Here is a 12641-nt window from a genome sequence, read left to right on the forward strand (position 1 = left end):
GAAATTGAAAAATCTGTGCTCAATTCATAATTAAATCTTGTTTAAAAAAACTTCAGGGACGTTGCCTAACCTTTCCCCATGAACGCAGTGAAGAAGAGACACCCTTTTTGCAGCGCTATACTATAGGTAGAGCTGTTGTTATTTTGACCCTATGGATAAAAAAAGCAATTATCGGGGGGCCATTCGCTGGCTGCCCCAAGGCAGGGAAAAGCCGCCGCTGATACAATACATGCTGCTCGATGAAAAACTGGAGTATTTAATTTCTCCGCGGCAAATCCCTGTGGTTAATATCCAGCAAACCCTCGTGGGTATCCTCGATGACATGAGGACGTTTTCTTCAGAGCAACACCCCTTACAAGTGCATTTTAAATCCATTAACGTGCATTATGGTGGTCATCGGCGGGATTCAGGACGCTTTCATTATTTAATCAGAGGCTTGTTAAAGCGCCGAGGCTTACTGACCCGGGATTCGCGCATGGCGTTTCTACTGACAAAAGACGAATTGAAACGATTCAAGCAGGCGCTTGATTGGCTGGATGTAGACACAAGGACACGCGGTTCTGCCTTTATTGCTCATTTGTGGGCTATTGCCATGAAAGCCACACACCGTCGCGTTGATGAGGCTATTCGGCAAATCTGGAAAGCCCGTTATGCCATTCAGCGCATGTCTAAAAAGGATGCAATACGTTTCGCTGAATTCTATACTCATTTGCGATGAGTTATGATTATTTTGCATACGATTAGACCAAAAACAGCAATCAGGTTAAAATGCTGCGGTTCTATAATTTAATTGGGTAAGGAAGTACATGTTTCCCTGGTTTAAGCGAAAAAAGAAAATAAATAATCCCGGACCTGCGCAACAGCTCTTTGTCTCTCAGGGTGATATGCTGCAGGCATTGAAGAAAGACGACGAAAGCGGGTTATGCGGTCCTCTGACCAACATGGTGGCCGAAGAGCATCTTCAGGGTGCAGAACAAACGACTTTGTTTTCGAAAACGAATGAAGTCGTTTACTATCAAGCGGTTGACGTAGAACATCATCAGGATATCATTCGGCAAACGGATCGAAGCAATGGCAAGCATTCTGCCTTTGTAGATACCAAAACGCCATTTGAAGTGGATAAGATCCCCGCGAAGGATCTCGATAAATTAACGCTTCCTGAGCTGGGTGAACATAATCTGATTACCTTTCCCGTTGAAGGTCAAGTCAAAGGGGAGGATCCTTACCATCAAATTTATTTCAGACGTCAACCACAGGGCTGCGTTAAATTTGATGCGGAAGAAAAATACGGGGAAAAAAAGGGAGATTGCCAGGTATTGTTTGATGCATTCAAAAAAAGCGTGGCCAGTCAGCCTGATCCATCCCGCCCGCCAAAACAGATTATTGTCGCGCGAAGCTTAAATTTTTTCCCGGCAGTCAATGAATCCAAGGTTTCTCAACCTGGCGCCGTGGTAAAAATGCATTATCAGCTATAAAAAAAGCCGCTCTTAAATGAGAGGGGCTCTATGGTCGTTATTTATTGCCGAATTTAATTTTAAATTCGTCAGAAGGCAGAAGTTCCTGGCTGATGCCATCTGATAAGCCTTTGCCAAAATGAATAATGGCGCCCGCCAAATTTTCTGCGCGATGCGATTTCTTACTGGCTTGGAAGAAAGCAAAGGCATTATGGCTTTCCTGCTTTTGGCTGTAGACATGCGATTGAAAAGGCGATAAACCTTCTTTATGGTTTTGTTTAACCTGATTTAACAAGGATTCTTTAGCTAAAGGATCCAGGGGTGTTTTAGCCAGGTCATGACCATCATTGACGTCGGCAATGGATTGATGATGATCGGGACCAAATTCTTTTAGTTTGCTATTTAAATCGTTGCGTTGTGGGCAATGGTAACCGGGGTAATCGGCTCCGGTTTCTTTCTTCAAATTCCTTACTTCAAAGGCTTGAGTAAAATTTGAGATGACGGCTTGGCTCACTTCTCTTAAAAAGCTTGCTTTGCTATCCGCAGTGGATTGCTGAGGTTCTGTATCAAATTGTTTGCTTTTGCCGTGCTTTGTGTTCATGGTACTACTCTCGTTAAGTAAAAAATGAATCAGTAAGCTCATCGTAAGCCTTGCTGTCTTAACAGAGTCTTAAGTGAAACAGGATTAACACAAAATTTGCAATTGCTTTGCAAAAAGTTTTGTATTTTGACTGTGTGTTGATTAATTTGTCACTTATGTGGGGGTGTGTTGCAGGTACACGGCGAATGCCTCTAGCCGTTCGTTACGTCATCAAATGAACCCGCTCCGGGGCTTATGCGCACCATTCAAGGGGCTCTTAACTCAGATGAAATCTGTGCTGTGCATCACGCACAGCACCCAGGAAAAACAACAGTTAAGAAGGTATTTAGGCTTTAAGCCAAAGGGAAATCAGGACTTCAATTCCATACCCAGTGATTCTTCCTGTTTGTTGTTTGAAGGATTCAGCTTCTCTTTTAAAAGACCAAATTTTTTTAATTTATAAGAAGCTAATGCACGCTGATGCTTTTCAATCTCATCATCAATTCGCTCCAATCGTTTAGCATGTACTTGCAATTGTTCTGATGACGGCGGTTGCTCTTCCATGATCGTGGACGGAAAATGCACGTGAGCGTCTGGAAATAACAGGGGAAGCGACGTCGCGACCAAAGGCCCATGAGGCCTTTCCTTAATTGCCACGTGTTCACGATGATCCCTTAAGCGGCTTAAGGCTTCCTTTTCGTCATGAATTTTTTTCTTAATGTCCAAATAAGCCGGTTCTTGCATTAATTCTGACTTGGCCTTGTCTTGCAGGCGCTCTTCCTGAAGGAGTTCTGCCTGTTCGTCTGACAGGGTTTCTTCCCAGGGGAAAGGCACGGGCTCGGGTTGAGCTTCGTCCATCTCATTGGGTTTAAGGCAGTAAGCGATGCCTTTGTACAGTGCTACACCAATTGCAATGACAGCCAGGGGCAATAGAATAGCTGCAGCGATTGCCGTATAAATCGATGCAAAAAGAAACGGGAATACCACCAATGCTACCACGGTGAGAACAAGCCAGGCGGCAAAAGTCGTCATGGCACGTGGATGGCGGCTGGTGAAGGACAGTTGTTCAACCCGTGCATCCTGCATGGCTTCAAGTAATTGCTCATCCAGCAAGGGGGCTGCGACAGAATAGGATGGGCCACGTTTTACCTCGCCTATGAACCGGCCAAATTGCACCTTGTGATTGGTTCTTTTGGCGCGTGCAATTTCTTTGCGTACCTGTTCATGCAGTTCGGTATTGATGGCTTTGAGGCGTTCTGCTTCGTCTTGTCCAGGCGGAAAGGCCACTTGTTTCGCAGCCAGAATCGTGCGTTCCACGCCGGCATTAAACGCACGGTTAAATGGCACACCGGAGCCTGCGTCCCCTAAAAGAATGACTCGCCGGTTGCCGGGTAGGGTCTTGGCAAAGGTGGCGGTGCAATAGGTCGACAGTTCCACCCCGGCAATGGTTTCGCTGTCTGCTACCAACTGGTCCTTGAGTTGTGCACGCCGCAGCGCCAGCCAGGGACGAATGCTGTTAGCCAACTGGGTCATGTTGCGGGTTTCTGGCTTAACCAAATCCGTCAATTTTAACTTCTTCCTGGCGTATACTTCCTGATACGTCTCCTTATCGACAAAAAAGAACAGCGAAACGGGTGTTTTGCCGTTTTTCTTACGCCCTATCTGCTCAGAAACAAAATGTTCAGTCTGGCTTAAGGCGGGGGCATAGGTGGTGAGAGGGGTGGGTGTGGTTTTGCCGCGGACATGGTATTTGACTTCGACAATGTATTGCAGATTCTTATCCACTGATTTTTCATCATTGAAGAATTTTTTCCTGACGGTGCTGTGCGCGCCATCTGCCCCGATTAGAGTATGGGCAGAAGGGTAACGATCGAGGAGAACCTGAGGATCCTCGATTTTTTCGTATTCAATCTTAATGCCTAACTCATCCGCAAACTGTTTGAGTTTTGCTTCGATGGTGGAGGTCGGCACCGGGCCATGGAAATCACTTAAAATAGCCTGTAGCCGCTCATCGGGATGAGATCCTTTAAAGGCGGTGGGGTCGACCAGCAGGGTATGATGACGGGTGTATTCTTTGTTGCGTTCAAAAAGAACGATGTTAGCCTTCGGATTGTGTAGTTTGGCTTCAATAGCACTTAACAATCCAATCGGCCCGGCCCCGACGACCAGAATATCAGGTTTCATGCATATACCCCTAATCAGTGGAAACGGCCTAGTATAACCACCGAGTTGTTGAAAAACAATGCAATTAGAGGATTACAAACTCGCCATGTCAATCACGAAACGATAGCGTACATCGCTTTTAATGACTCGTTCATAGGCTTCGTTGACTTGCTGGATAGGGATGCGCTCGATGTCGCAGACAATGTTGTGCTGGCCACAAAAATCAAGCATTTCTTGTGTTTCCTGAATGCCGCCAATGAGGGAGCCGGCCAACCGTTTTCTACCGCCAATAAGGGACAGAGCTTTGACCGGGATATCGTGTTTCGGAATGCCGACAATAACCATAATGCCGTCACGTTTGAGCAGTTTTAAATAATCATTCCAGTTTATTTTGGCCGAGACGGTATTGATCATTAAATCAAAGGTGCCGGCCAGTTTACTGAAGGTGTTGGCATCGGCCGTGGCATAAAACGCATCGGCACCCAAGCGTTTGGCATCGTTCGCCTTACTCAGGGAATGGCTTAAAACACTGACCTCGGCGCCAAGCGCGTGCGCAATTTTAACGCCAATATGGCCTAAGCCGCCCAGGCCAAGAATAGCGACTTTTTTGCCAGGGCCGGCTGCCCAGTGTTTTAGTGGCGAATAAAGCGTAATGCCGGCGCAAAGCAGGGGAGCTGCTGCGTCTGGGGCCAGGTTGTCCGGTATCCGCAGGACATAATGTTCATCCACAACAATGCGTGACGAATAACCGCCCTGCGTCAAGCGGCTGCCGTCGCGTTCCATGTTATTGTAGGTGGTGGTCATGCCTTCGCTGCAAAATTGCTCCAACCCATCCTGGCAGTTGACGCATCGCCGGCAGGAGTCAACAAAACAGCCGACCCCCACCCGGTCGCCAACCTTAAACCGGGTGACTTTCATTCCTGTTTGGCTGACTACCCCAATGATTTCATGACCCGGCACCATGGGGAACAGGCCGCCGCCCCATTCTTCGCGGGCCTGGTGGATATCGGAATGGCAAATGCCACAAAATTGAATATCAATCAGTACATCCTGTTCACCCACATCGCGACGCTCAAACGCATAGGGGGCGAGGGGGGCCTTGGCCGTCTGGGCCGCATATCCTTTGACCGGGATCATGTTGATCTCCTTGAATGACGTTAGCTGTAGAACATAAACAGTCAGTCTAGCAAAAATGGGGGATTTTGTCGCAGGTTCTCTTCAGTTTTATCGAGACGTACCGGGTCAGATTGATTAAGCATTTTACAGGTTATCAACAGGATAAGACCGCTCGCCAGGAGCATGACCAGGAAAAACCCGGAGTAACCAAGAACATGTTGAATCAGGCCGCTTCCTGCGCCAAAAACAATGACGCTTAGCGCCATAATCGACGTGCACAGCGTGTACATGGACATGGGGTAAGGGCTTTGGTTGGCGATCCGAAGCAGGTAGGCCATGTAGGCACCATTCAGGAGTCCCGCGATGAATTGACCTGGCAGGACGGACAACCAGACGAATGAGAGGACGTGGAATTGAGTCATTAAGAAAAAAAATAAATGGCTTGGGATCATCAGTCCGGTGCATTTTTTAAGACAGGAAGCAGTACCCCACCGGCTCGACAGGTAGCCGGCTAAAGAAATCCCGGATATCAGCGCCAGACTGCCACCCACCCCATAGAGCGCGCCAAATTGCGGCAAAGACAAAGCCAAACCCTGAGGATCGACCAAATAAAGCGGCAGTATTTTTTGAATCTGGGCATCGGTCAGATTGTAAATAAAAATAAAAAGCAGCGGGGCATGCCATTGCTTCTCCACAAACAGCGTCTTGATGATGCACAGGTATTTCTCATTTGTCGCCGGCGTGGGATGATGGGATTTGGGGATAAAGAGGGCGTGAAACAGGATTAACACCAGGAGAAGCAGGGTGAGCAGGCTGAAAAACAAGGGCCAGACCGCGAGCTGAGTGCGGGAGGCGAGAAGGAAAGCTAAAGCCAGCAACCCGCCTTTCACAGTCAGGCGGCCGAGTTGGTAGCAGCAACTGCGAAGGCCAACATACCGTTTTTGCTCAATTTCGGATAAATGCAGCAGGTAAAGCCCGTCAGACAGGATATCATTCATGGACGAAAGCAGGGCAATGGCTAAGAAAGCAGGGATGGTTATCGGCAGGAAAACGGATGAGTCGGCCGTTACGGCAAGCAGAAAAACCACGCATAGCAGGCTGCCTTGGATGGCGAGCAGGCAAGCTTTTTTGTTGTTTTGCTTTTCCAGAATCGGTGTGAATACTGGCTTAATACACCAGGGCAGCATGAACAGGCTGGTCAACAGGGTAACCGCTGCATTACCTACGCCGTATTGCTGGTAACACAGTGCCGCCATGGTGGCGACCACCATATAAGGCAGGCTTTGGAAAAAATACAAACAGGCTACCCAGCCGCATCGTTTTAACAATTGATGAACATACAAAAACCGCTCTGGTTAAATGGGGTGCATAATTGTACATTAATTGTTCATATGTGGGCAATGCCTGGCAATTGCATCGATACGCGCTACTATTTAAGTTAAGCAAAGGATAAAAAATAAAAATTCCCATGCCAGCAATCAATGAAACATGGTTATGGTGTCTCTTTTTCTTCTTAATCACGATTGTGTTAAGTATTGATCTGTGGTTACTCAGAGGGCAAAAAAGTCATCGTGTTTCAACGCGCGAGGCCTTGTTATGGACTGCGGTGTGGGTGAGTTTGGCTTTAAGTTTTAACCTGGTGCTTTGGGTTTATCTTTATCATGCATTTGGCGCTGCGATTGCGTATGAAAAATCACTTGAATTTTTAGCCAGTTATCTGGTTGAAAAATCGCTGTCAGTCGATAATCTGTTTGTTTTTATTTTGATTTTTCAATATTTTTCCATTCCCGCCCATCACCAGAGAAGGCTGCTGCAGTATGGTGTTATCAGCGCTATCTTCATGCGATTAATTATTATTTTATTCGGTATCTGGTTGATAAACCGTTTTGACTGGATATTTTATGTTTTTGGTGTTTTGTTGCTGATTTCTGCCTGCCGTATTCTGTTTTTGAGTCAGGAGGAACAAAGCCTTGAGACCAACCTGTTAATCCGATTTTTTTCTAAAATTTTTCCCCTGTCTCATGAAAAAATTGATGGCCGATTTTTTATCCTTCATCATAACAAATGGTATGTGACGCCGATGTTTATTGCCTTATTATTCATTGAATTCAGCGACTTGATTTTTGCTATTGACAGTATTCCTGCGGTTTTTGCAATTACTCGTGATCCCTTTATTGTTTTTACCTCCAATGTGTTTGCCATTTTGGGCTTGAGGACTTTGTATTTCCTCATCAGCAACATGAAAGAACAGTTTGCTTACTTAAGTCATGGTCTGGCCGTCATTTTGATTTTTATCGGCATTAAAATGCTCATCCATGCCTACATCGACATTCCGGTGCTCATGACCCTGGGTTTTATCATTCTTATCTTGGCTGGGGCCATTACCTTAAGCCTGGTACTCAGAAAAGCGCGCTGAGCACCATTAGTGTGAAATTTTATCAAAATTTATAATTTCAAATCATAACCCTGATATAATTAGGTATGCCCACGCGATTTATTCTTAAAACCGGGGTCGTTCTGACAATCGATTATCAGCCGCAGCGTTTCGGAGCAGGAGAAAGAAATAAAATGGCTATGAATCGCTATAAAAAATACCGAAAATTTGCAGGCAAAATTGTTATCCTTGGCTTTGGCAGCATTGGTCAGGCGATATGCCCGCTGCTTACCAGGCATCTGATTCTTGAGCCGCAACAGGTACGGGTGATCTCCAAATTAGCCGAGGAAGAAAAAATTGCCCGGGAACTGGGGGTAAATTTTAGATTGCTTGAGGTTACGCGTGAGAATTATCAGCGCATGATGAATGAAGAGCTCGCTTCTGGTGATTTTTTGGTTAATCTATCGACTGGGATTTCCAGCGCTGATTTAATCCGCTTTTGTCAGGAAAAGAAAGTACTGTACCTGGATGCCAGCACGGAACCCTGGGAGGGGTATTATACCGATGAATCATTATCTCCCTCGCACCGCACTAATTATGCCCTGCGGGAGGAAATGCTCGCCATGAAAGGAATAGCAGGGCCTACTGCTGTCATAACCCACGGCGCTAACCCAGGTCTGGTTTCTCATTTTGTCAAACAGGCGTTATGGAATATGGCTCGTGACAATAATTTACCCATCAGCCCCCTTCATTCCGCGCAGGATTGGGCTCATTTGGCGCAGCAATTAACGATTAAGGCCATTCATATTGCCGAGCGGGATACCCCAGATTACCTCTAAGCCTAAAATGCCGGGCGAATTTGTCAATACCTGGTCGGTGCCAGGCTTTATTGCCGAAGCCCGGCAGCCGGCAGAATTAAGTTGGGGAACGCATGAGCGCCATTGGCCAAAAGACGCTCATCATTATGATTTTGGATCGAATTGCTCCATTTATCTTGATAGACCAGGCGCTACGACGCAGGTACGCACCTGGACGCCTGCACTTGGGCCTTTTCATGGTTTTTTAATAACACATGCCGAATCGATTTCCATTGCGGATTACCTGAGTATCCGGTGCAATGGTCATGTCATTTACCGTCCTACGGTTCATTATGCCTATTTCCCCTGCCCTGATGCCACCTTGTCATTGCATGAATACAATGGTATGGAGTGGCAGAATGGCATGAACGACGAGGATAATAGTCGTTTGATAGTCGACGACATCATTGATGGGATGGATGAATTAGGTGTATTGTTGATGGGAAATAAAAAAGGGGCTTACTGGTTTGGATCGCAATTATCCATCCACGATGCCAGAAAACAGGTTCCCTTTAATAATGCCACCAGTCTGCAAGTGGCCGCCGGCGTGCTCTCGGCCATGTTGTGGGCGATGGAGAACCCGGTCTGCGGCATTGTCGAGCCAGATGATCTCGACTACCAATACATTTTAAAAATCGCGCTGCCTTATCTTGGCATAGTATCCGGCTATTACACCAACTGGAATCCGCTGAAAGACCGACAACAGCTGTATGCTGAAAAAATAGATCAAAGCGATCCCTGGCAATTCCTTAATATTCGCGTTAATTAGATCAGAAAAACACCTTGAAGGATACATTTCTGAAATTTTTTCCTTGTCAAACATTTATAAAAACCACCAGATTTTTCATTGACTGGCTTTTCATCGTAACGAAGCTAAAATGATCTTAATCATTCAGCCATTATTTTACAGGGATAGGTCGTTATGAACCTGATTAAGGATGTCCTGGCCTATCTTAAACAGCATGACCTGGTTTTAACCACAGCGGAATCCTGTACAGCGGGAAGAATCATTCATTTGCTTTCCAACATTTCAGGTAGCGGCGAATGCCTCGATGTGGGCTATGTGGTTTATTCTGTGGCAGCCAAAAAGCGGTTATTGGCAGTTAAACAAAAGACGATTGACAGCTACGGCTTAACCAGCGAAGAGGTCGCTCATGAGATGGCCTTGGGCGCATTAAAGAAAAGTACGGCAAACGTGGTGGTCGCCACGACCGGAGTGGCGGGTCCCGGCACTATGGATGGCATTCCCGAAGGCACCATTTGCTTTGCCTGGGGGTTTATTGTGAATAAGACGAGGATTATCTATACCCAAACCCGACAGTTCGAAGGCAACCGCAGTGGCGTACAAACTCGGGGGGCGGAGTATGCCCTGGCACAGATTCCGCCCTTTCATCAGCGTTGCCTTGAAGAAAACCCCTCTTGATGGCTTATCGATGATTGAACAATTTAATCATGGCTTCATTAAATTGAGGAATATCATCTGGCTTCCTGCTGGTCAGGATCTGGTCGTCACAAACCACCGCCTTATCGACCCAATGGGCTCCGGCATTGATCAAGTCGGCTTTAATGGATGGCCAGGATGTCACTTGATGGCCTTTGACTACGTCCGCATTAATCAATAACCAGGGGCCGTGGCAAATGGCGGCAATGGGTTTATGTTGTTTGTGCATGGCACTGACAAAAGAAGCCGCTTCAGGATAAAGACGCAGCCTGTCAGGATTAACTACGCCGCCTGGCAACAACAAGGCATCAAATTCGTCTGCCCTGGCTTCATTTAAGGGAATATCGACTGAAAACGTGTCCCCTTTTTCCAGGTGATTGAATCCTTGCAGGCCATCCTTTTCAGGCGAGATTAAAAACGTTTCCGCACCGGCATCCCGAAGGGCCTGACGTGGTTTAACCATTTCAACCTGTTCAAAGCCATTGGCGACCAGAATAGCCACTTTAAGGCCATTGAGATTCTCCATGTTATTCTCCATTAGTTCCTATGTTTTAATTATAGACAAATCCTAAAAAAAATAGATTAATCAATCAGTTATTTTTTATTGGGTCGCATTCCTTTCGAGAAAGTTCGTGGCGATTGATTAATACCGGCTTTAGACGTTTAATATCGCCACGTAAGTGAAGGGGCATTTCATGGCAAAATTGTATTTCTATTATTCGGCAATGAACGCCGGCAAGAGCACCGTGCTACTGCAGTCAAGCCATAATTATCAGGAGCGGGGTATGCAGACCCTGTTGATGATGCCAGCTCTTGATAACCGGTTCCAGTACGGGACAATTACCTCGCGTATCGGCCTAAGCGAACCGGCCTATGCGTTTCATTCCGATGACAATTTGTATGAGCATGTGCTTAAAAGCCTGGCAGACAAGCCGTATGCCTGCGTGCTGATTGACGAGGCGCAATTTTTAACGCGGGAACAGGTCTATCAGCTGACCGAGATTGCTGATGGCCTGGCTATTCCTGTTCTGACCTATGGTTTACGTACGGATTTTCGCGGCGAGTTATTTACAGGCAGCCAATACCTGCTTGCCTGGGCCGATGAATTGGTGGAAATAAAAACCATCTGCCATTGCGGGCGTAAAGCGACAATGAATCGACGCATTAATGCAGCGGGTGACGTGGTTGCGGAAGGCGAGCAGTTGTTTATCGGCGGCAACGAAAGCTATGTGTCCACCTGTCGACGTCACTTTAAAAGCCGGCAAACGGTCCCTGATATTCAATCTGTGCCATAAAATTGTTCAATAAAGATACCTTTCCCCTTTATTTTTTGATACAATAGCGCGCAACTTTCGCGCGCCGTATTAAGGAGTAACATTGTCTGATTCAGCGACGGTGAATTCGGGGGTCGTTTTGCCTCGTGGTGGCCTGATGGCCTGGCTTGTGTGCCTGTCAGCCGGTTTGTTTTTCTTTTATGAGTTTTTTCAACTCAACATTTTTGATGTCATTAATCAGCCGTTGCGCGATGATTTTCATCTCGATGCGACAGAGCTTAGCTGGATGTCAAGCTCCTACCTTTGGGCCGATATTCTTTTCCTGCTGCCAGCCGGTATTATCCTTGATCGTTATTCTATCCGCCGCGTTATCCTGACCGCCATGTTCATTTGTGTGATTGGCACGGTTGGTTTTGCCATGACCGATTCTTTCTTACTGGCCTCGTTTTTTCATTTTTTATCGGGCATCGGCAACGCGTTCTGTTTCCTTTCCTGTGTCGTTCTGGTGTCGCAATGGTTTCCGCCTCGTCGTCAGGCTCTGGTTATCGGTAGTCTGGTCACCATGGCTTTTATTGGTGGCATGATGGCCCATACGCCATTTGCCCATCTCAATGAAACTTACGGCTGGCGTAATTCACTGCTCATTGATGGGGCGGCTGGCGCCTTGTTGCTGGTTTGGATTTACGCGATTGTGAAAGACAGCCCTGATTCCAGGCGGCTTGTGCGCAATATTCAAACCCAGGCCGTGCTTCCGGGCTTTCTTAAGGCCCTCCGTAATCGCCAAAACTGGCTTTCCGGTTTATACACCTCCCTTTTAAATCTCCCTATCATGGTGTTGTGTGCCTTATGGGGTGCAAGCTACCTGCAGGTTGTCCATCACCTGCCGGAAATGGCCGCGAGTAACGTGGTCAGTCTGATTTTTATCGGCAGCATTATTGGTTGTCCTCTGGTGGGCTGGTTGTCAGACAGCCAGGGCCGCCGTAAGCCCTTGATGATTTTTGGGGCATTAACGACCTTAATTACAGTCGTTCCTTTGTTCCTTGATGTCACGCTTTCGCAAACCCAGTTAGGCCTTCTGTTTTTTGCCCTGGGTTTGTTCACCAGTACGCAGGTCATTACCTATCCTCTGATTGCGGAAAGCAATGACCCGGACAATACCGGGTCGGCAACGGGTGTCGCGTCTACCCTGATTATGGGGGGAGGCGGTGTAGGCCAGGTATTGTTTGGCTGGTTAATGCAGCACCACGCCGGCACCACGGCACAACAGTATACAGTGGCTGATTTTCAATTCGCAATGTGGATGTTCCCCTTGACGGTGGTCGCCGCGCTGGTAGCGGTATTGTTAATCCGTGAAACTTACTGCAAACGTTAGGACAGAGGAG

General features: G+C 46.9%; 13 protein-coding genes. 8 read left to right on the forward strand and 5 right to left on the reverse strand.

From position 1 onward, the window contains the following. Positions 1-151: 151 nt before the first annotated feature. Together Lery_RS07445 and Lery_RS07450 are read left to right on the forward strand one after the other, a co-directional pair. On the forward strand, positions 152-718 hold the full coding sequence (locus tag Lery_RS07445) for a hypothetical protein (protein ID WP_237759173.1): 567 nt from the start codon (positions 152-154) through the stop codon (positions 716-718). A gap of 88 nt (positions 719-806) precedes the next feature. Next, complete coding sequence (locus tag Lery_RS07450) at positions 807-1475, forward strand: hypothetical protein (protein WP_058526634.1); 669 nt, start codon at positions 807-809, stop codon at positions 1473-1475. A 37-nt stretch (positions 1476-1512) separates the two neighbouring features. Here the strand turns inward: Lery_RS07450 and Lery_RS07455 are convergent, their stop codons facing one another. From Lery_RS07455 to Lery_RS07470, 4 genes are all read right to left on the reverse strand, one after another. Further along, positions 1513-2055, reverse strand: coding sequence for a hypothetical protein (locus Lery_RS07455; RefSeq protein WP_131751100.1), 543 nt, complete (start codon positions 2053-2055; stop codon positions 1513-1515). 348 nt (positions 2056-2403) lie between these two features. Beyond that, a complete protein-coding gene (locus Lery_RS07460) occupies positions 2404-4218 on the reverse strand; it encodes an FAD-dependent oxidoreductase (protein WP_058526636.1) in 1815 nt (604 codons plus the stop codon). Between the two features lie 72 nt (positions 4219-4290). Beyond that, entirely contained in the window at positions 4291-5334 is a 1044-nt protein-coding gene (locus Lery_RS07465) for an NAD(P)-dependent alcohol dehydrogenase (RefSeq protein WP_058526637.1), read from the reverse strand. 41 nt (positions 5335-5375) lie between these two features. Continuing rightward, entirely contained in the window at positions 5376-6641 is a 1266-nt protein-coding gene (locus Lery_RS07470) for an MFS transporter (RefSeq protein ID WP_131751099.1), read from the reverse strand. 140 nt (positions 6642-6781) lie between these two features. Between Lery_RS07470 and Lery_RS07475 the strand changes: the two genes are divergently transcribed. The 4 genes from Lery_RS07475 (at position 6782) to Lery_RS07485 (ending at position 9967) form a co-directional block, all read left to right on the forward strand. Continuing rightward, positions 6782-7729, forward strand: coding sequence for a TerC/Alx family metal homeostasis membrane protein (locus Lery_RS07475; protein ID WP_058526639.1), 948 nt, complete (start codon positions 6782-6784; stop codon positions 7727-7729). Positions 7730-7794: 65 nt separating this feature from the next. Continuing rightward, entirely contained in the window at positions 7795-8526 is a 732-nt protein-coding gene (locus Lery_RS15645; protein ID WP_237759174.1) for a saccharopine dehydrogenase NADP-binding domain-containing protein, read from the forward strand. Positions 8527-8533: 7 nt separating this feature from the next. Then, positions 8534-9313 (forward strand): saccharopine dehydrogenase C-terminal domain-containing protein, encoded by a 780-nt coding sequence (locus Lery_RS15650; RefSeq protein WP_237759175.1) that lies wholly within the window; start codon positions 8534-8536, stop codon positions 9311-9313. Between the two features lie 153 nt (positions 9314-9466). After that, complete coding sequence (locus tag Lery_RS07485) at positions 9467-9967, forward strand: CinA family protein (protein WP_058526640.1); 501 nt, start codon at positions 9467-9469, stop codon at positions 9965-9967. 4 nt (positions 9968-9971) lie between these two features. On the opposite strand, the gene Lery_RS07490 is transcribed toward Lery_RS07485, so the two are convergent. Next, a complete protein-coding gene (locus Lery_RS07490) occupies positions 9972-10511 on the reverse strand; it encodes a type 1 glutamine amidotransferase domain-containing protein (protein ID WP_058526641.1) in 540 nt (179 codons plus the stop codon). A gap of 169 nt (positions 10512-10680) precedes the next feature. Here Lery_RS07490 and Lery_RS07495 point away from each other — a divergent pair, with 169 nt between their 5' ends. After that, complete coding sequence (locus Lery_RS07495; RefSeq protein WP_058526642.1) at positions 10681-11280, forward strand: thymidine kinase; 600 nt, start codon at positions 10681-10683, stop codon at positions 11278-11280. Between the two features lie 82 nt (positions 11281-11362). Beyond that, entirely contained in the window at positions 11363-12631 is a 1269-nt protein-coding gene (locus Lery_RS07500; RefSeq protein WP_058526643.1) for an MFS transporter, read from the forward strand. The last annotated feature ends 10 nt before the right edge of the window (positions 12632-12641 follow it).

Source organism: Legionella erythra, assembly GCF_001467615.1.
GTDB classification, from domain to species: Bacteria; Pseudomonadota; Gammaproteobacteria; order Legionellales; family Legionellaceae; genus Legionella_C; species Legionella_C erythra.

Excerpts from the sequence above, each read along its gene's own strand:
- Lery_RS07460 (WP_058526636.1), bottom strand. The coding sequence starts at position 4,218 with ATGAAACCTGATATTCTGGTCGTCGGGGCCGGGCCGATTGGATTGTTA.
- Lery_RS07495 (WP_058526642.1), top strand. The coding sequence starts at position 10,681 with ATGGCAAAATTGTATTTCTATTATTCGGCAATGAACGCCGGCAAGAGC.
- Lery_RS07455 (WP_131751100.1), bottom strand. The coding sequence starts at position 2,055 with ATGAACACAAAGCACGGCAAAAGCAAACAATTTGATACAGAACCTCAG.
- Lery_RS15650 (WP_237759175.1), top strand. The coding sequence starts at position 8,534 with ATGCCGGGCGAATTTGTCAATACCTGGTCGGTGCCAGGCTTTATTGCC.
- Lery_RS07475 (WP_058526639.1), top strand. The coding sequence starts at position 6,782 with ATGCCAGCAATCAATGAAACATGGTTATGGTGTCTCTTTTTCTTCTTA.
- Lery_RS15645 (WP_237759174.1), top strand. The coding sequence starts at position 7,795 with ATGCCCACGCGATTTATTCTTAAAACCGGGGTCGTTCTGACAATCGAT.
- Lery_RS07485 (WP_058526640.1), top strand. The coding sequence starts at position 9,467 with ATGAACCTGATTAAGGATGTCCTGGCCTATCTTAAACAGCATGACCTG.
- Lery_RS07450 (WP_058526634.1), top strand. The coding sequence starts at position 807 with ATGTTTCCCTGGTTTAAGCGAAAAAAGAAAATAAATAATCCCGGACCT.
- Lery_RS07490 (WP_058526641.1), bottom strand. The coding sequence starts at position 10,511 with ATGGAGAATCTCAATGGCCTTAAAGTGGCTATTCTGGTCGCCAATGGC.
- Lery_RS07465 (WP_058526637.1), bottom strand. The coding sequence starts at position 5,334 with ATGATCCCGGTCAAAGGATATGCGGCCCAGACGGCCAAGGCCCCCCTC.
- Lery_RS07445 (WP_237759173.1), top strand. The coding sequence starts at position 152 with ATGGATAAAAAAAGCAATTATCGGGGGGCCATTCGCTGGCTGCCCCAA.